Consider the following 21,338-nt stretch of genomic DNA (forward strand, 5'->3'; position numbering starts at 1 on the left):
AGCCTTTCATGGTCAGATTACTTTCTTGCGCAGGACGCTGGTTAGCGCCTCGCCCAGAATGACCAGAACAACAATGGCGAGCAGGATGGTTGCGACGGTTTGCCAGGCAAACATGTCGATGGATCCTTGCAGTAGCACTCCGATACCACCGGCGCCTACCAGGCCCAAAACGGTAGATTCACGGATGTTGATGTCCCAGCGCAGAATGATGATGGCGAAGAAGGCCGGCATCACCTGGGGCACAATCGCGTACAACACCACTTTCATCTTGCTGGCACCGGTCGCTTCCATGGCTTCAACCGGGCGACGGTCGATTTCCTCAATGGCTTCGCCCATCAGCTTGCCGATGAAACCGACCGAACGGAACATCACCGCGAGAATACCGGCCAGTACACCGGGGCCGAAAATGGCCACGAACAGCAACGCCCAGATGATGGTGTTCACTGAACGGCTGGATACCAGAATGAACCGGCCAAGCCACAGCGTAACCTTGTTCGGTGTGGTGTTTTGCGCGGCAATGTACGACACCGGCAAGGCGATGAAGATCGTCAGCATGGTAGACAGGGTGGCGATGTGCACGGTTTCCAGCATCGCGGAGAAAATCGCCTCCCACTTGCTGAACTCCGGTGGCCACATGCGCCCCGCGAGGCTTTGGATCTGATTGGGGGCGTCCCATACCCAGGGCCAAAAGATATCGATGTCGCTGACAGCCCAGACAACCGCTATCACAGTAATCAGGTAGACCGCATAGCGCGTAAACTGTTCTTTTCGGTCGTAACGTGACCAGACCCGATCGGTCAGTTTTGCTGCGTGATCTACCATATCTTTTTCCTCACCCATCCGCTCAAGCCTTCACTGACCAGAATGATCGCAATAATCATCAGCAAAATGGCAAAGGCGAAATCGTAATCGTAACGTCCGAATGCGTTCATCAAAGTGCCACCGATACCGCCGGCACCAACGATGCCTACGACGGCTGAAGCGCGCAGGTTGCTGTCCAGCTGGTACATCGACAGGCCAATCTGGCGTGGCATGATTTGTGGAAAAACGCCGTAGATCAGGATTTTCATGTAACCGGCGCCGACGGAGCGCATGGCTTCCACCTGGCCCCAGTCGATTTCTTCTATCTCTTCCGCCAGTAGCTTGGCGACGAACCCGATGGAATACAGGGTCAGGGTAAGAATACCGGCCATGGGGCCAAACCCTACGGCGGCCACAAACAGGATGGCGACGATCACCGGATGAAAGCTGCGGGACACAATGATGAGCGTCCGACCCACCAGATACACCGGCAGGGGCGCCACATTACGAGCGGCCATAACCGCAATGGGTACCGACAGCAGAACGCCCAGCAAGGTTGCCAGGAAGGCGATCTGGAAGCTCTCTTTAAAGCCTGTCCAGAGCAATTCGGCCCGCTCGAAGCTGGGCGGGACGGCACCGCCAAAGATCTTGCCGGCGCGGGGCAGGCCTTCGGCAATACGCTGCCAGTCAAACGGCAGAGTGGAGAACGCCCAGTACAGGTAGGCCAGGATGATCACACCCAAGCCGTAGCGAATCCAGGGATTGGCTATAAACGGGGGCTTTTTCCAGACTCTGCCCGATGTTGCATCGGATGCAGTGCGGCCGGATGTCATGCGGAAGCCTCCTCGGTTGAGGATGCGGGTTCACCGGCGTCTTCTTCCGGCGATTCGATGCCACCGTAGATGGCATCCAGTGCATCCTGGTTGAAGTCTTTGGGTTCACCGTCAAAAATCATTTGCCCGTGACGCATACCGACAATGCGGTCGGTGTACATGCGGGCCTGAGTGACGTTGTGAATGTTGATCAGCACTGGCAGGGACATTTCATTGGCCAGGCTTTGCAACAGACTCATGATTTGCTGAGAGGTTTTCGGATCGAGCGAGGCGGTGGGCTCGTCGGCCAGAAGAATTTCAGGCTCTTGCATCAGGGCACGAACTACAGCCACACGCTGGCGCTCACCGCCGGACAACTGGTCGGCACGCTTATCGGCGTAATGGGCGATCCCGACACGTTCCATCAAACTGAAGGCGCGGTCGATATCCTCTTGCGGGAAACGGCGAGTCAATGCCTGAAAGAAAGACACATACCCCAAACGCCCGGACAGCACGTTTTCCATGACGGTCAAACGGTCGATCAGGTTAAAGCCCTGAAACACCATGCCGATGCGGCGGCGGGAATGGCGCAACTCGCTGCCGCGTAGATTGACCAACTCGTGGCCGTTTAGCTTGATTGAACCCGAGGTTGGCTCGACCAACCGGTTGATACAACGCAGCAGGGTGCTTTTACCGGCACCGGAGGCGCCGACGATGGAAACAACACTGCTACCCTCGACCATCAGGTTCAGGCCTTTAAGCACAGGCTCGTTTTGCCCGTAACGCTTTACGAGGTTGGTAATCTCTAACATGTGGTTAACTCCGGGTAGTGCCTCTGGCGCGCGGCCAGAGGCTCTCGGTCTGCTTATTTGAGGTTTTCGCGGGTGTACTGGACGCCGTTAGAGGCTTGAATGGTACGAATGACCTTCCAGTTGTCTTTGTAGTTGATGGGAATGAAGGTTTCTACGCCTTCAAACTCTTCACCCAACTCGGTGCCTGCGAACTTGAAGGTGTAAAAAGCTTCCCGGATTTTCTCAACCAGATCAGGATGCAGGTTGTGCGCGTGGTTGTACGAGGTGGTCGGGAAACGGTCGGATTCCCAAACCAGACGTACGTCTTCGGTGTCGTACAGGCCACGAGCGGCCATGCGCTCTACCACTTCAGAAGCGACTGGTGCTGCGTCGTAGTCTTTGGCAACAACGCCCAGCATGGATTGGTCATGGCTGCCGGAGAAGGTGATTTCATAGTCTTCACCAGGCACCACGCCCAATTCCGGGAACAGAGCGCGTGGCGCCTGGTTGCCGGAGTTAGATGTCGGGGACGTGTGGGCTACACGCTTGCCCTTCAGGTCGGTGATTTCATGAATGTCGGAATCGCTGTGGGTGTAAACCTGCAGTGAATAACCGAACTGGCCTGAATCAGAACCCATCAGCGCAAAAGGAACGGCGCCGGCCAGGTTAACCGCAAAAGGCGTTGGGCCCGTGGAGAAGCCAGCAATATGCAGACGGCCACTGCGCATGGCTTCTACCTGAGCGGAGTTCGACTGAACGGCAAAGAAGCGAACGTCACGGCCGGTGACTTCCGACAGGTGATCGATGAACGGCTGCCAGATGTCGGAGTAAATAGCGGGGTCTTCAACGGGGGTGTAGGCAAAAATCAATGTGTCGGGATCGTTCCACTGCGACTTGTCTTTGGGCAGGTCGGCAACCATGTCGCCGTTTTCGTCGCAATAGAGCGTATCCAGTGCGCCCCTTTCGCAGTCTGCCAATGCCTGACCGCTGAAGCCTGTCATCAGAACGGATGCGGCCAAGGCAGCGGTGGGCAGTACCCCGGGAAGTTTCTTCTTCTGGAAATTCATTGTGATTCTCCGTGGGGAGCGGTCCATGCGTTTTTACTGAACATCTGGGAGGGCCGGCTCCATTGGTTTTTATTTCTAGATGTTCAATTGAACATTTATGGTAACAGCATACGTCTATTAGGCAAGATAGTTCGTTTCTGAGATCACGGGAGAATAAATCGAAGAGAGGCAGAGAAAGGATGGAGGGCGGGGTGCCCTCCATTGTTAGCTAGGCGAAGTCATACTCTCCGCCTTTTTCCAGCGCAGTTTGGTAAGCTGACCGGGCGTGCACGCGCTCTACCCAAGCGGTGATGTTGGGCCGGTTTTTGCCAACAATGCCCCGAGCAACGGAGGCTTCCAGCGGAAAGCTCATCTGAATGTCCGCCGCGCTGAGGTTATCCCCCAGAAACCAGGTGTTCTTCGCCAGATGGGCTTCGACAAAATCCAGGTGGGTTTTGATCATCGGGCCAATGAAAACCTCATTGGTTTTGTCTGAAATGCCTTTGGCCACGGGCTTGATGAAGAACGGCATAGGGCTGGTTTTGACTTTCTCGAAAACCAAGCGCATGACCAGAGGTGGCATTAGGGAGCCTTCGGCGTAATGTAGCCAGTAGGTGTAATCCAGCCAGGCTTGGCCACCGGCTTCTGGCAGCATGGTGTCTTTGCCGTAGGTGTGAGCCAGGTATTCGATAATCGCGCCAGACTCCGCCACCACCAGATCACCGTCGGTAATCACCGGCGATTTGCCGAGCGGGTGTACTTTCTTCAGGCTTTCCGGTGCCAGCATGGTTTTGGCATCGCGCTCGTAACGTTTGATCTCGTACGGCACGCCCAATTCTTCCAGCATCCAGAGAATGCGTTGTGAGCGAGAGTTGTTCAGGTGATGGACGGTAATCATGCAGAACTCCATTTGCATTGAAATTGGAATAAGACTGATAGAGTAGTCCGCAACTGCTTTTTTGGATCACCTCACCTTGACGACGATTTGCTCAGCGGCCTGCATGATACTGTTTCTGTAGCAGCTGAATCGCGTCAGCCTGTTCCGGGAAAGGGCCTTCAACCGGTACGTTTGGCACTACGCTATTAATGGGCAGTGTTGCTACCGGTGGTTGTGGCAGGTCCATCTCGTTCAGCCAGGCGCTTAGCTGCTCTGAAGAACTGGCGTAAACGATGCGGCCCAGGCCTACCCAGCCATGAGCGGCTGCGCACATGGGGCAATGTTCGCCCGAGGTGTACACGGTGGATTCGGCACGTTCTTCAGGTGTCATGTTGGTCGCTGCCCAACGCGCAATGGCAAACTCGGGATGCTGCGTGCTATCGCCTCCGGCGGTAAGGTTGTGGCCTTCGTACCTTACTTTGCCGTCTGCATCTACCAGCACCGACCCGAAAGGCGGGTTGCCGGATTCCAAGGCTTCCGCAGCCAGCTCAACGCATCGGTCCAGATGATTAATGTCAATTTGGCTTGCCATAGATTTCTCCGTTTTTTGAGTTTCTTGCGGCGTTCTCTCGCGCGGATTTGAGCTTCATTTTACTCATGAGTGTTTTCGAAAAACCAACAACCGGTTATTTGCAGGCATGGTATGGTCTTCGGACAGCGTCAGACCCACACCCTCTGCCAGCGTGCGTATATCTTCCATATCCCGAATGCCCATATGGGCAGCATTGGCCTTCAAGTGCTGATCGAACTGACGGTTGCTTTCACTGGTATACCGGCCCTGATAGTTGAACGGGCCATACAGACAAAAGGCACCATCCTTGGGCAGGCGCTCGCCAATGTTACGGAACATCTGCTCAACTTCTTCCCAAGCCATAATGTGGGCGGTATTTGCCGAGAATGCCCACGTGAAGGATTCGACGGGCCAAGGGGATGTGGCTACGTCCAGCTCTAGGGCAGGCAGGATATTGGGTAAAGCAGCGTGAGCCAACCGGGGCCGACAGGTATCAACAGCGTGAGGATGGTCGGTCGGTTGCCACTGCAGGTGAGGCATCGCCTGCGCGAAGTGCACCGCGTGCTGCCCGGTGCCTGTGCCCACCTCTAATACTCTGCCCGGCGTATCGAAAATTTCACGTAGCCGTTCCAGGATCGGAGCTTTGTTGTTCTCGCAAGCCTGAGAATAAGGAAAGTGGGCGGACATTAAGCGACATCTCCTTTTGCTGGGTACACTGGTTAGATTATGCGTGTGAAGTGCTGGAAAAAGCGAACCGGCAGCTGTAATACCTTATGATTTTTCAGGATGTTGGTGAAACCTTGCGACATCCATCTCGGAGATTACGATGAACGAAGACTGGCTAAAAGCATTGCCCAAAGCGGAGCTGCACCTGCATCTGGAAGGCGCTCTTGAGCCCGAAATGATGTTTGCGCTGGCCCGGCGTAATGGTATTGAGTTGCCGTGGAGCGATGTTGGTGCGCTGAGGCAGGCTTATTCCTTTAATAACCTGCAAGAATTCCTGGATCTGTATTATCAGGGCGCCAACGTACTGCGCTCGGAACAGGATTTCTACGACCTCACCTGGGCGTATCTTCAAAAATGCCATGAACAGGGCGTTGTGCATGTCGAGCCTTTCTACGATCCGCAAACCCATACCGAGCGCGGCATACCCTTTGAGGTGGCGATTCAGGGCATCAGCGCCGCCTTGCGTGATGGGCGTGAGCAGCTAGGTATTTCCAGTGGCCTGATTCTCAGTTTTCTGCGCCACTTGTCGGAAGACGAGGCTTTCCGCACCCTCGAGCAGGCGATGCCGTTTCGTGATCAGTTCTTTGCGGTGGGGTTGGACAGCTCCGAACAGGGCCACCCACCCAGCAAGTTTGAGCGGGTGTTTGCCAAGGCACGGGCCGAAGGCTTGCTGGCGGTTGCTCACGCGGGTGAAGAAGGGCCACCTGAATACATCTGGCAGGCGCTGGATTTGCTGAAAGTGAGCCGTATAGACCACGGTGTGCGTGCCGCAGAAGATCCGAGATTACTCGATAGGCTGGCGGATGAGCAAATTCCGTTGACCGTGTGCCCTCTATCGAACACCAAGCTGCAAGTGTTCTCGGACATGAGCCAGCACAACATTCTGGCGTTGTTGGAACGCGGGTTGAAAGTCACCGTGAACTCGGATGACCCGTCCTATTTTGGTGGCTATGTGCTGGAGAATTTTGTGGCGCTGCGAGACGCCTTGGGGATGACCGAAGAGCAGGCCCGCAAGTTGGCGCAAAACAGTATGGATGCGCGGTTGGCCTTCTAAACCCATTGTGCGTGGCTTATCGCCACATAGACAATGGCTGCCATCAAACCTGACGGAGTAAGCAAAACGATGGCACGAGTTACGGCACACGATGGCGCCAAGCTGAAAGTACGGGAAATCGGCCGAGGGCCGGTGGTCATTTTGCTTCATGGTTTTGGCATGGAGAGCCGCCACTGGTTGCCGATTGTGTTGCCGTTAGCGAATAAATTTCGTTTTGTGCTTCCTGACTTTCGGGGGTTTGGCGGGTCTTCCCGGCTGAGCTGCAGTGAACCTTGTGTGCTGACCAGCCACGCCCGGGATCTGGATGCTGTGATCCGTGCCTACTGTCACGGCCAGCCATTTGGTTTGGGTGGGATCTCCATGGGAGCCAGCGTGTCATTGCGTTATATGGACATGTTCGGCACCGACGGGGTTCGGCATTACGTTCATATTGATCAGGCCCCGCGTATATCTCATGCCCCGGATTGGCCTTGGGGCATTTTCGGAGAACAGGGCCCTGAGCGAATCCGGGGCTGGAAGCCGTTGCTCGATGCTGTGGCGGAGATTGATCCACAAACACCCTATGAAGCTCTTCCCCTTTCACTGCGAAAGCAGTTGCATGAAGGCTTGGCCGGTTTCATGGGGGCAGCGCTGAGTCGCAACTGGATGAAATGGAGCGCGGGACAGCTCATGCGGGTACCGCAATTTTCTCGTCAGCTTGTGCCTTTGGACAACTGGTACACCCTGTATCAGCACATGCGGGCCTACACTGAGCGTGAATACGATTTCCGAAACCTTCTGCCAACCTTGGATGTGCCGACCACGGTGATCGCGGGCCGCCGTTCGGAAATGTACCCGTGGGAGGGGCAGGCGCGCATGGCCGCTGCGTTGCCTAACGCGAGGTTGGTGACGCTTGAGAACAGCGGGCATGTGCCGCTTATTGATCAGCCCATCGCCTGTATCCGAACGCTGGGGAAAGCGTTCGGATAAGTCGTTCAGGCCAAATGATCGGGTGCCGGGTTATTCAGCGGGCGCCCACAACCCCTGCAATTGCCCAAGCAGTGAAGAGCCGATGCCTTGGTTGCCCAGAAAGCCGAGAACCACTGGCACAAACTGCTGCACCATGGCGACATCCATGCCCAAGGCCGCGAAGGCCGACTGAACCCCTTCCATTGACGAAATGTTGGAAAGCAGGCCTTCTGCCAGGCCGCCGCCACCGCCCAGAAGGCTGGACAGGCCAGAGGTTTCGCTGCTTAGATTGTTGATCGCGTCTTGGCCGAGTTGATTTTGCGCCAGCTGCAACAAGGCTCCGGTGCCACCTACAGCTTGTGCTTGTGTAACTCCCAACTGGTTGGTGAGCTGGCCCACCAGCTGCTGGGCTTCGCCGCTGACTTCTGTAGTTGGCGACAGCGCCATGGCACCGGTGTTCAAAGCATCGTTCAAGCCAAACGCGCTGGCGTTGGGGGTAAGCAGGTAGATGCTGGACACCAGAAGAAACTGTTTAAGGATTGCATTCATGCGAGGGATCCTGATTTTGGAGTGTGCGGGCGAATACATTTTATATTGGGGCAATCTGAATCTTTTTACAGTGCAGGAAACCGAAACATTCCGAAATGGTAATGACAAGCGGGATTTTGGTTTTTAAATCAGTGCGCTTATGCTGTTGCTCAGGATGAACGACTAGGATGGTATCGAGCATGGTTGAGGCGATTCAGGCGAACGGTTTGCTGCAATTGGTGTTGCTCACCCTGATGGCCGGGGCGGCCATGCCATTGGGGGCGGCATTGGCATCGGTGGAGCGTATTCACCCCGACTGGCTTGAGTCCGAGCTGCATCACAGCGTGATTGCGTTCGGAGGCGGTGCGCTGTTGGCGGCGGTTGCGTTGGTGCTGGTACCGGAGGGAACCGCCAACCTGGCGATCCCGGCGGTTGTTGTCTGCTTTGCCGCAGGCGGCATCACCTTCATGTTGGTTGATCGCTGGCTGGCGGCTAATGGCACGTCTGCAAGCCAGTTGGTGGCGATGCTGACCGACTTTGTGCCTGAGGCGCTGGCACTTGGGGCCACTTTCTCAGTTTCCAGCGAAGGCGGTATTCTGCTGGCGGGCATCATTGCGCTGCAGAATTTGCCAGAAGGATTTAATTCTTATCGTGAGCTCACCCGTTCCACCGACTACGGACGGCTGAAAATCGTGGGTGGATTTGCCTTGATGGCGCTGCTGGGGCCCGTGGCTGGCGCTACCGGCCATTATTTCTTATCGGATTCCCATCAGTTGGTGTCCGGAATTATGTTGTTCGCAGCGGGCGGCATTCTCTACATTATTTTTCAGGACATCGCGCCGCAATCGCGGCTGGAGAAACACTGGGGCCCTCCTCTGGGTGCGGTGGCGGGCTTCCTGCTCGGTTTGATTGGATCAATGATGTTATCAGGGTAGGACGCAGCCCCCCGGTGCGGTTATTATGCCGGTCTTCCTATAACGCATATCCCCATACATAAAACAGGAGCCCGACGATGGCAGAAACATCACTCAAGGAGCAGCTTGGCACGGCAGTAAAAGAAGCCATGCGCAACAAAAATCGTGAGCGGCTGGTTACCTTACGGATGGCTCAGGCGGCGGTGAAGCAGATCGAAGTGGATGAGCGCCGTGAGATCTCTGACGACGAGGTTTTGAAAGTACTCGATAAGATGCTCAAGCAGCGCCGCGATGCAGCTAGTCAGTATGATGACGCTGGTCGCACCGAATTGGCCGATAAAGAGCGGGCGGAAATGAAAATCATCGAAGAGTTCATGCCGGCTGCACTGACTGACGAAGAGCTGGCAGGATTGATCCGTGACGCGGTGAGTTCAACCGGAGCTCAGGGCATGCAGGACATGGGTAAGGTGATGAACGAGTTGCGCCCCCTGGTGACCGGGCGGGTGGACATGGGGCAGCTGAGCCAAAAAGTTCGGGCTGCTCTGGCCTAAATACAGGCCGAAAGGCCGCATTCCCACAAGGAATTCGTAATGAGCGATAACCCGTTAGCCCAGATTCTCGAGATGGATGGCGAGGAACGATACGACTATTTTCTGGATGCCGTGGTGGAAGAGCGCGAGCTCTGGATACTGGTTAATTCAGACAATCAATTTCTTAAGATTGTGTCCGAAGAAGATGGCGTTGGTTATCTCCCGGTATGGCCAAGTGAGGATTTTGCGGCTGACTACGCCAGTGGTTCCAGTGATCTTGCGCCGAAATCACTGTCACTGCCGGATTTCTTCAAGAAGTGGGTGCCGGGCCTAAGTCGCGACAAGCTCGAGGTTGGCGTGTTCCCCGGTGCTGACAGCGAACTCTGGATTACCGAGCCCGAAGCACTGAAGAGCGATCTTCAGGATGTGTTGTCCGGTTCGTTCTGAACGGGAGATTAACAAGTCCTCATTTCAGCTTTCGATCCTTGTGCTAGATTGAGGTTAGCCATCCGTATTCACTCGCGGATGGCGAAGCCGAAATAGCAGTAATCGATACTGATAAGGAGGCACGAGATGGAAGCAAAATCGGATAAAACCGAATACGATCAGGTTCGTGAGGATCTGAAAAAACTACAGGCAGATCTTTCCACGCTCGCCAAAAGTGTGGCTGATGGCCAGAAGGGCAACATCAGTCATCTGCGGGATGAAATTCGCCGGGAAAGTCTTGCCGCATTCGATCAGGTAAAGCAGCGCGGTGACGAAGCGCTGACCCGGGCCCGGGATGCCAGTGGCAAGGCTGTTGAAAGTGTGGAGCATAAGATTGAGGAGCGGCCCTTCCTCAGTATTGTGATTATGTTCCTTGCCGGCGTGTTAGTTGGTCGGTTTCTGGACCGCTGATCATGCCTGATTCGGATTGGTTACAAGGCGCCCTGCGCAAAGCCATTGCCGCTTTTCTGGGCTTTATGCTGGGCTTTGTGTTGCTGGTTGCCTTGTTGCTTACCGGCTTTTACTTGCTCGTCAACGCCGCTACCTTGGCGCTGACCCCTCTGTTGGGTGGGGCCGGCGCTTTGGCGGTGACGGGCTTGTCCTGCCTATTGTTGTTGTCCTTTTTCTTTTACCGCATGACGCGGCCATTGCCTTCGACGCAGTCGGAAGGTTCGGGCAGCGGCCCTTCGAGCGGTTCTCCCATCGCATCCGTTAAACGGCTCATTCAGAAAAATCCGCTGGAAGCGGCGTTGGCGGCTTTTGCTCTTGGCGTTGTTGAGCAGGGGGACCCGCGTATGAAGTCGCTGTTAATGCAAGGAGGCATGGCGCTCGCGAAAGAAGCCGGGCGGCAGCCGGAAGAGGGCGATGGCGAGCGCGTAGCTCCTGAAGCGGCAAATGATGCTCCGGATAGCCAGAGCACTTAACGATTTACGCGGCTGCCTATATATCCCACTCCTAAAGCGTGTTACAACGCCTTCGCATACATTACTGTGCATTTGTGGCCGCGTGCCCGCATTCATGAAAAGCTGTGGTTGAGCCTGTATTGGGATTGGGAAAATTTTATGACGATTTGTGGTGTTGAACTGAGCGGCAGCGATGCCGTGATCTGTATGCTGAGCCTGGACCGGGGCCAGTTCAGTTTGCCGGAGTGTAAGGTACGCAAATTGTCGTTGCCGAAGAACCACGCCCGTGAAGACCTGCAACAGTTCCAGAAGGCGTTCTCGGAATTGATGGCGGAACATGGGGTCACCGGCGTTGCGATTAAAGAGCGGATGCCGAAGGGTAAGTTTGCCGGCGGCGCGATTAGCTTCAAGCTGGAAGCCGCTATTCAGTTGATTACCGATGTGGAATTAAACGTAAGGTTGCTGACGCCCGCATTGATCAAATCTACGCTCGCTTCCAAGCCGCTGCCGATCCCCTTCTCCGAGACTGGCTTGAAGGTGTTTCAGGAAACGGCGTTCACCGCAGCCTACGTTGGCCAGATGACGAAATAGGCGGCTGATTATCCACAAAGTTTGGAGCACAAATGGCTAAAGCCCCCATCGAAGTGCGGCAACGAGCAACGCTTGCACGATTGGATAAATTCAGCCGCTTTACCGACAACAGCATTGGCATCCCGTTTACCAAATTCAAAATTGGTGCAGAGGCCATTATCGGAGTGGTGCCGGTGGTGGGTGACGTAGCGGGCCTGGTGTTGGCCAGTTATGTGTTGGTGGAGGCCCAGCGAGCAGGGGCAAGCAAGGGCGTCAAACTGCGCATGCTCCGGAATATGGGCATCGACTTTGTGGGTGGTTTGTTGCCGGTATTCGGTGATGCCTTTGATGCGATTTATAAAGCAAATACTCGCAATACACGGTTGCTGAGAAACTATCTGGAGAAGCAACTCGAGATAGAGCCGCCTGCGCCGCCCTTTCCTTGGAAAACGCTGATTTGGTTGTCTGTGCTGTTTGCGGTGGTGACCGGTGGGTTAACGTTGCTGTTTTAAAACAATCCCATCTGAGGTTTGGAAACATCCACAGGAAGAGGTTCCAAGCTCGGAATTTGCTCGCGCAACAACTCAGTCCAAAGTTCGGCCAGCGCAACGGCGTGAGCGTTATCGGGCATGTGCATGAACACATAAGGGCTGATGCCGGACTCTAGCCAGCCTTTTACCCGAGTGACCCAGGGCGCAAGGAAGTCCCGATTTGTTTCTAGATCCGGGTGGCCGATGTAGCGGATAACCGGAGGGGCTTCATTGGGCAGCAAGTGAACCGGAACCCGAGGCTTTTTGCGCTGGGCATCTACAATCACATCGTTGTCGGGTATTGCTGAGAACAGCGCTCGGCTATCCATGCAAACGCGAGCCAATTTGCGCTGGCGCAGCCCCTGATTCAGGGCTTTCTCTTCTTCGCCTTTGGCAAAAAACACCGGGTTTCGGACTTCGACCGTCCAATCCAGCGAATCGGGTGCCGAATCCAGAAAGCGCCACAGTTGCGGGAGCCGGTTCGGGCCAAATCCAGCCGGCAATTGCAGTAGCATAGGCCCTAACACATCCGATAAGGGCTCGATCACCTCGAGAAACGCCTGCAAATCCGCACCCACGTTGGTGAGCATGCGCTCATGCGTCAATGCTCGGGGTAATTTGAGCAAGAACCGGAAATTATCCGGTACCTGCTTGCGCCATTGCTCGCATTGGGCCTGGCTGGGCGTGGCGTAAAAGGTGGTGTTACCTTCAACGGTGTTGAATACGCGGGCGTAGCGGGCGAGGGCAGATCCACCCGTGGGCAATTGAGACGCCCAGTTTGGGTCTTGCCATTGAGGGCAACCAAGGTAGTAGGGCAGAGGCATTTAGATTTTGACCTTTCCTCTGAGCGCTTTGGTTTTGCCTTTCTGAGTTTTCTTGTCCATGCGCCGGCGTTGGGAGCCTTTGGTGGGACGGGTTGGTCGTCGTTTTTTCTGGATTTTTACCGCTTCCAGAATCAGTTCCTTCAGGCGTTCCAAGGCGTCTTCTTTGTTGAGCTCCAGGGTGCGGGAAGACTGAGCCTTGATAATCACAATGCCTTCTTTGCTGATGCGCTGGTCGGAAAAGGCCATCAGCCGTTCTTTATAAAAGGGCGGTAACGCAGAACGCTGAATATCGAAACGAAGATGTACGGCCGAGGCCACCTTGTTGACGTTCTGGCCGCCGGGGCCTTGGGCTCGAATTTGCGTGATTTCGATTTCCCAGTCGGCAATTTCTACGGCGTTCGAGATTTTCAGCATAGTACCTGCATTGATGATGGGATGATCAGCTTCCGCTTCCTGTTAGTATCATCCTACGCAATCAGTGCGGCGATCAGAAGTGGCGAAATAGCAACGGAGCGCTTTATGAAAGTTATGGTTTTGGGTTCGACGGGGTTAACGGGTGGTCTTTTGGTTAAGAGGCTACTGGGCAATCCCGGAATTACGACCGTGGTGGCACCGGTGCGCAGGCCTTTGGAGTGGAGCCATCCGAATCTGGACGCGCCTGTGATCGACTTTGATGACATGAACGCTCACGCGGGAATGTTCCATGTAGATGTGCTGGTGTGTTGTTTGGGTACCACCATCAAGAAAGCCGGTTCTCAAGACGCGTTCCGCAAGGTGGATTACAGCTACGCCCTGAATGCCGCGAGATTGGCTAAAGAAGCGGGCGCAAAAGCCTGCATTTTGATGTCAGCCATCGGGGCGTCGCCGAACTCTTCGGTGTTTTACAGTCGGGTGAAAGGCGAGTTGGAAGAAGCCGTTCGGGCATTGGAGTTTCCTTACCTCTCGATTTATCAACCGAGCTTGTTGCTGGGCCAGCGGCAAGAGCATCGCACGGCTGAAGGCCTGGGTATGGCGGTGATGCCGGTGGCAAACCGGGCTTTGGTCGGGCCGTTGCGTAAGTACCGTGCGATTGGGGCAGAGACGATTGCGGTGGCCATGGCGAACGAGATTTCTCGTATCGATTCTGGCCCCCGCGCAGGTGTTCAGGAATCGGTGCAGCAGTACTCAGACATCGTGGCACTGGCGGGCCTTTAAGCGAGCCAGCACCTTCTCGCCATTGCTGTCTCCGTTGTCGATACCGGCCGCTTTCAGGCGGGCGTCCAAATCGCCGTTATTTTGTTCCGCATCCAGTTCGGTCAAGGCGGCTTCTACGTCTTCTGCCTCGGTTTGACGGGCACGAATTCGACTGGCAGACACGTTGAGTTCTTCCATGTGGCTGTGCAACCCACTTGCATGGCCGCGGAGCTGTCTGGTGACCTGCTCGGCATGTCGGTTGGCTTTCGCCAGACGCATTTCACTGTGGAAATGTTTCAGTGCCCGGCCCGAATCCCGCAGCTGGCGGCGCAGCTGGTTTTCCTGTTGCTGAAGCTTGGCGTGTTGTTGTTGCTGGCGTTGCAGCACGGTTTCATCCTCTGCAATCAGGTTGGCCAGCTCCAGCGCCAAGGCTTCGTCGCTTTGTTCCAGCGCCTGGCTGGCTTGCTGTTCTCGTTTAGCAATGGCGGCTTGCAGGCCGTCGTTGTCCCGTTCCAGTCGGGTTTTTTCTGCCATCAGGTACGCCAGTTCGCGTTTTGATCGCGCAATGGCTTGCTCCGCGTCTCGCAGTTCCTGTTCGAAAATTCGAAGGTCGTTTGCTTCCACCAGCTTTGCGACCGGTTCGTGGGCCGAGGCCCGAAACAGCGTATTCAGTTTGCGCCAGATGCTCATGATGTTACTCCCCGTATTCTTTCAGAAGCTGATGGGTACGAGCTTCGGAAATGCGATTCGCAATTCGGCTCTGCTCGTGTTCATCGCGCAGCGTTTTTGACAGTGTGATGGTGGTGCTGACGAGAAACAGGGCGCTGATTGCCATGTAGCCTTTTACCACCATGTCCACAGGGGCAAGCACCACACCCGCGGCGGCTGCAAACAGTGCAATCGCGAATGAAACCTTCACAAAAAATACCCAGGAGTTTGAGTTGCTCTTCAGTTCGCTATCCATGATGTCTTCCTCATTGGCGTTGTTGTTGGGACAACCGAACTTTGCGCCATCGCCGGATGTGTCGCGAGCGCTTCCCTAAAGGTATCGAGAGTGTATCTATTGGGTATCGAATGGTGATACTTTCTGTCAGGCGGAGCTCAGCGGGAGGAAAATCGATGGCTCAAACCAGTGCCATTATCAGTGAACTCAAGCGGCAATTAAGAGCGCACGGGCTGACGTATCAGGACGTGGCCAATGCACTGAGCTTGTCAGAAGCGAGCGTAAAGCGGCTGTTTTCGGAGAAGCAGTTTTCGCTGAAGCGGCTGGATCAGGTATGCACCCTGATGGGCATGGAAATCAGCGATTTGGTGCGCAAGCTGGCCCCCGAACCGAAAATGGAGCAGTTGAGCCTGGAGCAAGAGCAGGAACTGGTGTCGGATGTGCGCCTGTTGCTGGTGGCTGTCTGTGCGATGAACCGGTGGCAGTTTCGGGAGATTCATCAGGTTTACGATGTCTCGGAAACCGAGTTGATTGGCTATCTCGCCAAGCTGGATCGCATGGGGGTGCTGGAGCTGTTGCCCGGCAACCGGTTCAAGCTTTTGGTCAGCCATGACTTCGCCTGGCAGCCGGGCGGCCCTATCCAGAAGTTCTTTGAAGCCGAAGTGCAGCAGGATTTTCTGAAGTGTCGTTTTAATCACCCCGGCGAGTTGAGGCTGTTCGTGAGTGGCATGTTGTCCACCCAATCCAATGAAGCGGTTCAGCAGAAGCTCAAGCGGTTGGCTCTGGAGTTCCGTCACTGCCACGAAGAGGATCTCTCTTTGCCGTTGGAGCACCGTTTTGGTGTGAGCTTGTTGATGGCCATGCGGCCCTGGGAGATTGACGCGTTCAATAGTGTTCGCCGGCCTGAAGCAGCGAAAGACTACCCACCCTATAGCCGTTGAGGACAAAAGCGGCCGGTATCCAGTGAGTGCTGAGGGGCCGTGGAACTTTTCTGATAGTATCCCGACGCATTAACAATAAATACGTTTTGTCTGTTGGAGGCTTGTTTATGGCGGCTCAAACCGTTTGGATTACCGGCGCTTCGTCGGGTATTGGGGAAGCACTGGCGCTTCAGTACGCAAAAGACGGCGCTGGATTGGTGTTGTCGGCCCGTCGCGAAGACCAATTGAAGCGCGTAGCCGCCCGTTGCGTTGAAGCGGGCCTGCCCGAAGATAACATTCTGGTGCTGCCGCTGGATGTCACAGACTGGGCATCCCACGAAGCCTCCGCTCAAACGGTGGTGGATCGTTTTGGGGCGATTGATCTGTTGGTGAATAACGCGGGCTTGTCGCAAGGTTCGTTGTGCGCTGAAACCGATATGTCGGTCTACCAAAAGCTGATGGATGTGGACGTAATGGGCCAGATCGCCCTGACCAAAGCGGTACTGCCACACATGCTGAAGCGCGGTAGGGGGCATCTGGCTGTCACGGCCAGTGTTGCGGGTAAAGTCGGTGTGCCCAAGATGACCGGCTACTGTGCCGCTAAACATGCGATGGTAGGCTTTTTTGATGCACTGCGGGCGGAAGTGGAAACCAGCGGTTTGCACGTGTCTACCATTCTGCCGGGTTTTATCCGTACCGATATTGCGAAGAATTCCTTGTCTGCCGATGGTACGCCAATTGGCGAAACCGATGATGACGTAGCGTCAGGCATGGACGTGGATGAGTGCGCGGCCGTTGTCTTCAAAGGCTTGAAAGCCCGCAAGCGTGAGATCCCGGTGGGCAAGGGCAAAGAAATGGCGGCGCTTTGGGTGAAGCGGCTGTCGCCTGAGCTGATTTTCCGCCTGACCCGACGCGCTAAACGTTAATTGCTAAACGAGCTTTTCTGATGAAATTTCCCATTGTTACGGTGACTCTGGTGATGGCTGCGCTGGGGTATGTGTTCTGGAATCAGACGCAGCCCGACGCAGCTGACGTTGGGGCAGCCGATTTCGCCAACCTTGAAGCCAACCCCGTGGATCGCAGTGCGGTGGTGGACCTGGCCATTTCCCGCATTTCAGACTTGTGTGAAGAGGCCACGGCCAACGCCGACAGTTCTGAAGCTCAAGAGGAATGCGTTTCGCAGGCGGAGTCTCGGACCTCATCGTGCCGGCGCTTGGCGTACGACCAGTTCCCGGATAAGGTGCGTTCAGATGCGGTTTTCAGGGATATCACGATTACCACCATGAATTGCCTGGTTCGCCAAACGGGTATCGTGCAACCTTGAGTGGGTACCTCGGTATTCGTGGCGTTGCCGAAAATCGGCGCAACCTATACAGTTAACAAACGCTCACTTAATAAAATGAATTTAATGAGGATACAGCGGTGACAGATCTCGTAACTTACGAACTGAACGATGGCATTGCCACGATTACTCTGAACAATGGCAAGGCTAACGCCCTGAGCCACGACGTGTTTGAAGCGCTGAACGCCGCACTCGACCGTGCCGAAGAAGACAAGGCAATTGTTATCCTGACAGGCCAGCCCGGCATGTTCTCCGGCGGGTACGACCTGAAAGAAATGCAGAAAGGCATAGATGCAGCCATGGCTCTGGTGAAAGTGGGGTCCACGCTGACTCGTCGCCTGGCCGCCTTCCCGACACCGGTGATTGCTGCGTGTAATGGTCATGCAATTGCCAAAGGCGTCTTTGTGCTGTTGTCTGTGGATTACCGCATTGGTGTAGAAGGCAACTTTAAACTGGGCCTGAACGAAGTGGCGATCGGGATGACCATGCACCACGCGGGTATTGAGATCGCCCGCCACCGTATGCCTGCGCCTTATTTCTACCGCTCCGTGGTGAATGCAGAAATCTTCAACCCGGAAAGTGCGACCGCCGCCGGTATTCTGGATGAATTGGTTGCACCAGAGCAGCTGATGGAGCGTGCAAAAGCCGTTGCGTCTCAATACAAGCAGCTGAACATGCGCGCGCACAAGCAAACCAAACTTAAGGTGAAGGCCGAATATCTGGCCACACTGGATCGCGCCATTGAACAAGACGCAGATAAGTCTGATTTGATGGGATGATGTGTTCGGCGGCCGCTGATCGCGCGGCCGCCTGAATTATCCTTGGTCAAATTACCGGCATATTCCCCAAACCCGCTCGTACCAAGCCTTCCAGTCCTGTGTCCTTACCTTGCTAACACAGTTTTCCACAGACTTTGTGGGTAACTGCTTGTCGTTATCCCCAGCTATCCTGAAAAAACGCCCGATTTCGCTTGCTTTTAACAGTGAAAAACGGGTCGGTCGGTATTTTTATGATGCAGTATTCGGCTTGGTTAAATTACCGACAAAATCCGCGAATCCGCTTGTAGAGCGGTTTTAGCCTATGTGTCCTTACCTTGCTAACACAGTTGTCCACAGAATTTGTGCGTAACTGGATAAGGTTATCCCCATGCTGGCCGGAAACCGAACATTTGCTGTGCATTACTTCAATGCGCAGCCTTTATTGTGTATTTTGTGTTGTTGATAGATACCTTGGTTAAATTAGCGACAAAATCCGCAAACCCGCTCGCAGAGCGGTTTTAGCTTATATGTCCTTACCTTGCTAACACAGTTGTCCACAGTATTTGTGGGCAAATAACAGAAGGAACGCCTTTCAATGACTGATAAACCGGCCAAGCCCGTTTCGGCTTCCGCCATTGAGAAGCATGTGTATAAAGTGTTTCCCAATGATATGAACTCACACGACACGGTGTTCGGAGGCATGATCATGGCCAAGTGCGACCGTTTGGCGTTGGTTGTGGCTGAACGGCATTCTGCGCATGTGTGTGTGACGGCTGCGGTCGATTCTATCCACTTTCGTGCACCCGCAAGAGGTAAGGATACCCTGTTGTTCAGTTTGACCCTGAACCGCAGCTGGGGCTCTTCTATGGAGATTGGTGCCCGGGTAGAAGCGGAAAACAGCTACACCGGCGATGTTCGGCACATCCTGTCCGCGTTTTTCACCTTTGTGGCCGTTGATGAAGAGGGTAAGCCGGTAGATGTCCCGGAAGTGATTCCGGAAACGAGTGAGCAACGCCGGCGGTATGCCAATGCGGAAATTCGCAGGGCCGGGCGCCTGCAAACACGCGAGCAGCTGACCAAGGCGAATAGCTGAGGAAAGTCGCATATTTAGCCCAGTCGTGGTATATCACGGCCACGGTGATCAACTTATATTGGAATAGGTGACATGCCAAAAGCGAGTGAGATTAAAAAGAACCAAGCGGTTGAGTTTGATGGACGTGCGTTTTTCGTAAAAGACATCGAGCGTTCGGTGCCCCAGGGTCGTGCCGGTGGCAGCCTTTACCGCATGCGTTTGTACGATGTGGTCACTGGCCAGAAGGTAGACGAAACCTTCAAAGATTCAGACATGCTGAACCTGGCGGATCTGGTTCGTCGTCCGGTTATGTTTTCTTACTCAGATGGCGATGAGTACGTCTTCATGGACAACGAAGACTTTACTCAGTACATGCTGAACAAGAGTGCGATTGAAGACGAACTGCTGTTCATCACTGAGGAAACGCAGGGCGTGATGGCCATTCTGGTCAGTGATACCCCGGTGGCCCTGGATTTGCCGCCAACGGTTGAGCTGACGATTGAAGAAACCGATCCTTCGGTAAAAGGCGGTTCAGCAACCGCGCGCACCAAGCCTGCTCACCTGACCACCGGTTTGGTTGTGCAAGTGCCAGAGCACATTTCCACAGGCGACCGTATCAAGGTCAACGTGGAAGAACGCAAATTCCTGAGCCGGGCCTGATACCGGTTTCTGACGATGGTAGAGAGGGGCAAGCAGCCCCTTTCTACAGTTCCATTACTTCCAGCTTTTTCCTCAGTTTTGCCCACCCTATCGGTAAGCGTTTTTCCAGTTCGGCGCACCGGGATGAGTCAATGGTGACCTTGCTGAAGCCTTGCTTGCTGCCGTAAATCACCCAGTTGTTGGTTTTGCTTCGAAACACCAAGAGCAATGGAAACTGTCGCCGGAGTTCTCTTACCAGATTGCCATGGGCGTCCGGCATTTTGTGGTAGTTCAGCGCGAGCCAGCCTGAATTGGTAAGTGCGCGGCTACACGCCTTGATGAAGCGTCTTTGCCCCTGGGCCGGGCTCATCTTGTCGGCACTGTAAAGATCGGTCAGGATCATCTCTGTGCTGGCCTCTGGCAGGTTGTCCACAGCCAGCCGGGCATCTTGTATGGTCACCTTCAGGCGGTCGCTGTTCGGTAGAGCAAACCACTTGCGGGCAATCAGTTCCACCTTCTCCCGCAACTCGAATACCTGGATATCGCTCTTGGGTAGAAGCTTGTGCAGTCCGTGGGCGAGCACGCCGCCACCTAAGCCCAGAACCGTGATATGCCGTGGCTCATGAAAGGCCACGGGTAAGAGCATGGCGCGATTGTATTCATGCACCGGAACGTTTGGGGCGGCGCGCACGATTTTGCTTTGCTCAAACACCGAATCAAAACTGAGCACCCGGTGTTTGCGGTCGTCGATCACCAGAATGTTGCCGTATTTATCCCGGTCCACGTGCACAATGTCGCCGGGAATGGCGACGGTGTTTGGCGGATTGCTCATCAGTTGGCTGCGTAGCGTTGATGCAGAATGCCCACCCGTTCTACGTAGGCTTTGGTTTCGGCATAGGGAGGAATGCCTTTGTAACGCCGAACCGCACCGGGGCCTGCGTTGTAGGCTGCGGTGGCAAGCCGCGTATCACCCTTGAAGCGCGTGAGCATCTGAGACAGGTAGTTCACGCCACCTCGGATGTTTTCGGACGCGGCCATCGGATTTTTCACCCCCAATTCTTTTGCGGTGCCGGGCATCAGTTGCATCAAGCCTTGAGCGCCTACAGGGGAGAGCGCCTGTGGATTAAACGCGGATTCGGCATGAATCACGGCACGCACCAGTGCCGGGTCTACGCCATATTCTTTGGCAGCGGTTGCAATCTCGGTTTTGAATGGTCGAAGAAACAGTGGGGTTTTGCGCCAGTCCACTTTGGAATCCGGATCGCAGGCGTAGCAATGGAAACTGATCACGTCGAAATCTGAACTGGCCGGTCGTTGGCTGCTGTAGGCAATCACGCCGTGTTGGTCTTTGTAGCGGTAAACCGTTTCATTTTTCGTAGAGGGCCGTGGCTGGCTTTTGCTTTTGACGTTGGTGAACTCCACGCGCCCGTCGGGGTGAACAACCCGTTTAATAGTATCAGCCAGAACGCTCGTGCTTGCGGCCCAAAACAGAAGGGCTGAAAGTGCGATGGCAGAGGTTGGGGGCGATATACGGCTAAACTTCATTTCATGACCGGAATGCAGAATCGAAGGCTTCAATGT

Annotated in this window: 30 protein-coding genes; 16 read left to right on the top strand and 14 right to left on the bottom strand. The window is 54.9% G+C overall.

Features of this window, described 5'->3' with window-relative positions:
* Positions 1 to 12 precede the first annotated feature (12 nt).
* From phnE (JAO79_RS06020) to JAO79_RS06050, 7 genes are all read right to left on the bottom strand, one after another.
* Positions 13 to 822, bottom strand: a complete 810-nt coding sequence (gene phnE, locus JAO79_RS06020; RefSeq protein WP_199006212.1) for a phosphonate ABC transporter, permease protein PhnE — start codon at positions 820 to 822, stop codon at positions 13 to 15.
* Positions 816 to 1,634 carry a phosphonate ABC transporter, permease protein PhnE gene (phnE, locus tag JAO79_RS06025; protein WP_199006213.1) on the bottom strand — a complete coding sequence of 273 codons (819 nt, stop codon included), beginning with the start codon at positions 1,632 to 1,634 and terminating at the stop codon, positions 816 to 818. Before phnE (JAO79_RS06025) ends, phnE (JAO79_RS06020) begins: the two co-directional genes overlap by 7 nt.
* On the bottom strand, positions 1,631 to 2,425 hold the full coding sequence (gene phnC / locus JAO79_RS06030) for a phosphonate ABC transporter ATP-binding protein (protein ID WP_199006214.1): 795 nt from the start codon (positions 2,423 to 2,425) through the stop codon (positions 1,631 to 1,633). Before phnC ends, phnE (JAO79_RS06025) begins: the two co-directional genes overlap by 4 nt.
* Before the next feature lie 53 nt (positions 2,426 to 2,478).
* Positions 2,479 to 3,471: a phosphate/phosphite/phosphonate ABC transporter substrate-binding protein gene (gene phnD, locus JAO79_RS06035; RefSeq protein WP_199006215.1), complete on the bottom strand. Its 993-nt coding sequence runs from the start codon at positions 3,469 to 3,471 to the stop codon at positions 2,479 to 2,481.
* 208 nt (positions 3,472 to 3,679) lie between these two features.
* A complete protein-coding gene (locus tag JAO79_RS06040; RefSeq protein ID WP_199006216.1) occupies positions 3,680 to 4,348 on the bottom strand; it encodes a glutathione S-transferase family protein in 669 nt (222 codons plus the stop codon).
* Between the two features lie 91 nt (positions 4,349 to 4,439).
* Positions 4,440 to 4,919, bottom strand: coding sequence for a nucleoside deaminase (locus JAO79_RS06045; RefSeq protein WP_199006218.1), 480 nt, complete (start codon positions 4,917 to 4,919; stop codon positions 4,440 to 4,442).
* Positions 4,920 to 4,982: 63 nt separating this feature from the next.
* A complete protein-coding gene (locus JAO79_RS06050) occupies positions 4,983 to 5,585 on the bottom strand; it encodes a DUF938 domain-containing protein (RefSeq protein ID WP_199006219.1) in 603 nt (200 codons plus the stop codon).
* 139 nt (positions 5,586 to 5,724) lie between these two features.
* Here JAO79_RS06050 and JAO79_RS06055 point away from each other — a divergent pair, with 139 nt between their 5' ends.
* Positions 5,725 to 6,678: an adenosine deaminase gene (locus JAO79_RS06055; protein WP_199006220.1), complete on the top strand. Its 954-nt coding sequence runs from the start codon at positions 5,725 to 5,727 to the stop codon at positions 6,676 to 6,678.
* A gap of 69 nt (positions 6,679 to 6,747) precedes the next feature.
* A complete protein-coding gene (locus JAO79_RS06060; protein WP_199006221.1) occupies positions 6,748 to 7,647 on the top strand; it encodes an alpha/beta fold hydrolase in 900 nt (299 codons plus the stop codon).
* Positions 7,648 to 7,677: 30 nt separating this feature from the next.
* On the opposite strand, the gene JAO79_RS06065 is transcribed toward JAO79_RS06060, so the two are convergent.
* Positions 7,678 to 8,175, bottom strand: a complete 498-nt coding sequence (locus tag JAO79_RS06065) for a DUF2780 domain-containing protein (protein WP_199006222.1) — start codon at positions 8,173 to 8,175, stop codon at positions 7,678 to 7,680.
* A gap of 179 nt (positions 8,176 to 8,354) precedes the next feature.
* On the opposite strand from JAO79_RS06065, the gene JAO79_RS06070 reads away from it, so the two are divergent.
* The 7 genes from JAO79_RS06070 to JAO79_RS06100 all read left to right on the top strand — a co-directional run bounded on the left by JAO79_RS06070 (position 8,355) and on the right by JAO79_RS06100 (position 12,068).
* Positions 8,355 to 9,089: a ZIP family metal transporter gene (locus JAO79_RS06070; protein ID WP_199006223.1), complete on the top strand. Its 735-nt coding sequence runs from the start codon at positions 8,355 to 8,357 to the stop codon at positions 9,087 to 9,089.
* A 77-nt stretch (positions 9,090 to 9,166) separates the two neighbouring features.
* A complete protein-coding gene (locus JAO79_RS06075) occupies positions 9,167 to 9,619 on the top strand; it encodes a GatB/YqeY domain-containing protein (protein WP_199006224.1) in 453 nt (150 codons plus the stop codon).
* Positions 9,620 to 9,658: 39 nt separating this feature from the next.
* Positions 9,659 to 10,045, top strand: coding sequence for a DUF2750 domain-containing protein (locus JAO79_RS06080; protein WP_199006225.1), 387 nt, complete (start codon positions 9,659 to 9,661; stop codon positions 10,043 to 10,045).
* Between the two features lie 126 nt (positions 10,046 to 10,171).
* The gene (locus JAO79_RS06085; protein ID WP_199006227.1) at positions 10,172 to 10,495 is read left to right on the top strand and encodes a DUF883 family protein; all 324 of its coding nucleotides are present in this window, start codon (positions 10,172 to 10,174) and stop codon (positions 10,493 to 10,495) included.
* Positions 10,496 to 10,497: 2 nt separating this feature from the next.
* Positions 10,498 to 11,007 (top strand): hypothetical protein, encoded by a 510-nt coding sequence (locus JAO79_RS06090; RefSeq protein WP_199006228.1) that lies wholly within the window; start codon positions 10,498 to 10,500, stop codon positions 11,005 to 11,007.
* 138 nt (positions 11,008 to 11,145) lie between these two features.
* Positions 11,146 to 11,577, top strand: coding sequence for a DUF3010 family protein (locus JAO79_RS06095; protein ID WP_199006229.1), 432 nt, complete (start codon positions 11,146 to 11,148; stop codon positions 11,575 to 11,577).
* A gap of 32 nt (positions 11,578 to 11,609) precedes the next feature.
* A complete protein-coding gene (locus tag JAO79_RS06100) occupies positions 11,610 to 12,068 on the top strand; it encodes a DUF4112 domain-containing protein (protein WP_199006230.1) in 459 nt (152 codons plus the stop codon).
* Here the strand turns inward: JAO79_RS06100 and JAO79_RS06105 are convergent.
* Positions 12,065 to 12,910, bottom strand: coding sequence for a DUF72 domain-containing protein (locus JAO79_RS06105; protein ID WP_199006231.1), 846 nt, complete (start codon positions 12,908 to 12,910; stop codon positions 12,065 to 12,067). The genes JAO79_RS06100 and JAO79_RS06105 overlap by 4 nt on opposite strands.
* Positions 12,911 to 13,324, bottom strand: coding sequence for an alternative ribosome rescue aminoacyl-tRNA hydrolase ArfB (gene arfB, locus JAO79_RS06110; RefSeq protein ID WP_199006232.1), 414 nt, complete (start codon positions 13,322 to 13,324; stop codon positions 12,911 to 12,913). It lies immediately after the preceding gene.
* 105 nt (positions 13,325 to 13,429) lie between these two features.
* Between arfB and JAO79_RS06115 the strand changes: the two genes are divergently transcribed.
* Complete coding sequence (locus tag JAO79_RS06115) at positions 13,430 to 14,104, top strand: NAD(P)H-binding protein (protein ID WP_199006233.1); 675 nt, start codon at positions 13,430 to 13,432, stop codon at positions 14,102 to 14,104.
* Here the strand turns inward: JAO79_RS06115 and JAO79_RS06120 are convergent.
* Positions 14,075 to 14,773 (bottom strand): PspA/IM30 family protein, encoded by a 699-nt coding sequence (locus JAO79_RS06120; RefSeq protein ID WP_199006234.1) that lies wholly within the window; start codon positions 14,771 to 14,773, stop codon positions 14,075 to 14,077. The two genes, JAO79_RS06115 and JAO79_RS06120, sit on opposite strands and share 30 nt — an antisense overlap.
* Before the next feature lie 4 nt (positions 14,774 to 14,777).
* Entirely contained in the window at positions 14,778 to 15,047 is a 270-nt protein-coding gene (locus JAO79_RS06125) for a YiaA/YiaB family inner membrane protein (protein WP_199006236.1), read from the bottom strand.
* Positions 15,048 to 15,202: 155 nt separating this feature from the next.
* On the opposite strand from JAO79_RS06125, the gene JAO79_RS06130 reads away from it, so the two are divergent.
* From JAO79_RS06130 to yeiP, 6 genes are all read left to right on the top strand, one after another.
* Positions 15,203 to 15,967, top strand: a complete 765-nt coding sequence (locus JAO79_RS06130) for a helix-turn-helix domain-containing protein (RefSeq protein ID WP_199006237.1) — start codon at positions 15,203 to 15,205, stop codon at positions 15,965 to 15,967.
* Between the two features lie 107 nt (positions 15,968 to 16,074).
* Positions 16,075 to 16,872: an SDR family oxidoreductase gene (locus tag JAO79_RS06135; RefSeq protein ID WP_199006238.1), complete on the top strand. Its 798-nt coding sequence runs from the start codon at positions 16,075 to 16,077 to the stop codon at positions 16,870 to 16,872.
* 20 nt (positions 16,873 to 16,892) lie between these two features.
* Positions 16,893 to 17,270 (top strand): hypothetical protein, encoded by a 378-nt coding sequence (locus tag JAO79_RS06140; protein WP_199006239.1) that lies wholly within the window; start codon positions 16,893 to 16,895, stop codon positions 17,268 to 17,270.
* A gap of 98 nt (positions 17,271 to 17,368) precedes the next feature.
* On the top strand, positions 17,369 to 18,067 hold the full coding sequence (locus tag JAO79_RS06145) for a crotonase/enoyl-CoA hydratase family protein (protein ID WP_199006240.1): 699 nt from the start codon (positions 17,369 to 17,371) through the stop codon (positions 18,065 to 18,067).
* A gap of 574 nt (positions 18,068 to 18,641) precedes the next feature.
* Entirely contained in the window at positions 18,642 to 19,139 is a 498-nt protein-coding gene (locus JAO79_RS06150; protein ID WP_199006241.1) for an acyl-CoA thioesterase, read from the top strand.
* A 72-nt stretch (positions 19,140 to 19,211) separates the two neighbouring features.
* Entirely contained in the window at positions 19,212 to 19,778 is a 567-nt protein-coding gene (yeiP, locus tag JAO79_RS06155; protein WP_199006242.1) for an elongation factor P-like protein YeiP, read from the top strand.
* Between the two features lie 43 nt (positions 19,779 to 19,821).
* Here yeiP and JAO79_RS06160 read toward each other — a convergent pair whose 3' ends face one another.
* Both JAO79_RS06160 and JAO79_RS06165 read right to left on the bottom strand, forming a co-directional pair.
* A complete protein-coding gene (locus tag JAO79_RS06160; protein ID WP_199006244.1) occupies positions 19,822 to 20,589 on the bottom strand; it encodes a spermidine synthase in 768 nt (255 codons plus the stop codon).
* Positions 20,589 to 21,302, bottom strand: a complete 714-nt coding sequence (locus JAO79_RS06165; RefSeq protein ID WP_199006245.1) for a lytic transglycosylase domain-containing protein — start codon at positions 21,300 to 21,302, stop codon at positions 20,589 to 20,591. Before JAO79_RS06165 ends, JAO79_RS06160 begins: the two co-directional genes overlap by 1 nt.
* Between the last annotated feature and the right edge of the window lie 36 nt (positions 21,303 to 21,338).

Source organism: Marinobacter litoralis (genome assembly GCF_016427555.1).
GTDB lineage: Bacteria > Pseudomonadota > Gammaproteobacteria > Pseudomonadales > Oleiphilaceae > Marinobacter > Marinobacter litoralis_A.

Excerpts from the sequence above, each read along its gene's own strand:
- JAO79_RS06165 (WP_199006245.1), bottom strand. The coding sequence starts at position 21,302 with ATGAAGTTTAGCCGTATATCGCCCCCAACCTCTGCCATCGCACTTTCA.
- JAO79_RS06150 (WP_199006241.1), top strand. The coding sequence starts at position 18,642 with ATGACTGATAAACCGGCCAAGCCCGTTTCGGCTTCCGCCATTGAGAAG.
- JAO79_RS06050 (WP_199006219.1), bottom strand. The coding sequence starts at position 5,585 with ATGTCCGCCCACTTTCCTTATTCTCAGGCTTGCGAGAACAACAAAGCT.
- JAO79_RS06100 (WP_199006230.1), top strand. The coding sequence starts at position 11,610 with ATGGCTAAAGCCCCCATCGAAGTGCGGCAACGAGCAACGCTTGCACGA.
- JAO79_RS06040 (WP_199006216.1), bottom strand. The coding sequence starts at position 4,348 with ATGATTACCGTCCATCACCTGAACAACTCTCGCTCACAACGCATTCTC.
- JAO79_RS06130 (WP_199006237.1), top strand. The coding sequence starts at position 15,203 with ATGGCTCAAACCAGTGCCATTATCAGTGAACTCAAGCGGCAATTAAGA.
- yeiP (WP_199006242.1), top strand. The coding sequence starts at position 19,212 with ATGCCAAAAGCGAGTGAGATTAAAAAGAACCAAGCGGTTGAGTTTGAT.
- phnE (WP_199006212.1), bottom strand. The coding sequence starts at position 822 with ATGGTAGATCACGCAGCAAAACTGACCGATCGGGTCTGGTCACGTTAC.
- JAO79_RS06140 (WP_199006239.1), top strand. The coding sequence starts at position 16,893 with ATGAAATTTCCCATTGTTACGGTGACTCTGGTGATGGCTGCGCTGGGG.
- JAO79_RS06135 (WP_199006238.1), top strand. The coding sequence starts at position 16,075 with ATGGCGGCTCAAACCGTTTGGATTACCGGCGCTTCGTCGGGTATTGGG.
- JAO79_RS06045 (WP_199006218.1), bottom strand. The coding sequence starts at position 4,919 with ATGGCAAGCCAAATTGACATTAATCATCTGGACCGATGCGTTGAGCTG.
- JAO79_RS06060 (WP_199006221.1), top strand. The coding sequence starts at position 6,748 with ATGGCACGAGTTACGGCACACGATGGCGCCAAGCTGAAAGTACGGGAA.
- JAO79_RS06065 (WP_199006222.1), bottom strand. The coding sequence starts at position 8,175 with ATGAATGCAATCCTTAAACAGTTTCTTCTGGTGTCCAGCATCTACCTG.
- JAO79_RS06160 (WP_199006244.1), bottom strand. The coding sequence starts at position 20,589 with ATGAGCAATCCGCCAAACACCGTCGCCATTCCCGGCGACATTGTGCAC.
- phnE (WP_199006213.1), bottom strand. The coding sequence starts at position 1,634 with ATGACATCCGGCCGCACTGCATCCGATGCAACATCGGGCAGAGTCTGG.
- JAO79_RS06070 (WP_199006223.1), top strand. The coding sequence starts at position 8,355 with ATGGTTGAGGCGATTCAGGCGAACGGTTTGCTGCAATTGGTGTTGCTC.
- arfB (WP_199006232.1), bottom strand. The coding sequence starts at position 13,324 with ATGCTGAAAATCTCGAACGCCGTAGAAATTGCCGACTGGGAAATCGAA.
- phnD (WP_199006215.1), bottom strand. The coding sequence starts at position 3,471 with ATGAATTTCCAGAAGAAGAAACTTCCCGGGGTACTGCCCACCGCTGCC.
- JAO79_RS06090 (WP_199006228.1), top strand. The coding sequence starts at position 10,498 with ATGCCTGATTCGGATTGGTTACAAGGCGCCCTGCGCAAAGCCATTGCC.
- JAO79_RS06095 (WP_199006229.1), top strand. The coding sequence starts at position 11,146 with ATGACGATTTGTGGTGTTGAACTGAGCGGCAGCGATGCCGTGATCTGT.
- JAO79_RS06055 (WP_199006220.1), top strand. The coding sequence starts at position 5,725 with ATGAACGAAGACTGGCTAAAAGCATTGCCCAAAGCGGAGCTGCACCTG.
- JAO79_RS06105 (WP_199006231.1), bottom strand. The coding sequence starts at position 12,910 with ATGCCTCTGCCCTACTACCTTGGTTGCCCTCAATGGCAAGACCCAAAC.
- JAO79_RS06080 (WP_199006225.1), top strand. The coding sequence starts at position 9,659 with ATGAGCGATAACCCGTTAGCCCAGATTCTCGAGATGGATGGCGAGGAA.
- JAO79_RS06085 (WP_199006227.1), top strand. The coding sequence starts at position 10,172 with ATGGAAGCAAAATCGGATAAAACCGAATACGATCAGGTTCGTGAGGAT.
- JAO79_RS06120 (WP_199006234.1), bottom strand. The coding sequence starts at position 14,773 with ATGAGCATCTGGCGCAAACTGAATACGCTGTTTCGGGCCTCGGCCCAC.
- JAO79_RS06075 (WP_199006224.1), top strand. The coding sequence starts at position 9,167 with ATGGCAGAAACATCACTCAAGGAGCAGCTTGGCACGGCAGTAAAAGAA.
- JAO79_RS06115 (WP_199006233.1), top strand. The coding sequence starts at position 13,430 with ATGAAAGTTATGGTTTTGGGTTCGACGGGGTTAACGGGTGGTCTTTTG.
- phnC (WP_199006214.1), bottom strand. The coding sequence starts at position 2,425 with ATGTTAGAGATTACCAACCTCGTAAAGCGTTACGGGCAAAACGAGCCT.
- JAO79_RS06125 (WP_199006236.1), bottom strand. The coding sequence starts at position 15,047 with ATGGATAGCGAACTGAAGAGCAACTCAAACTCCTGGGTATTTTTTGTG.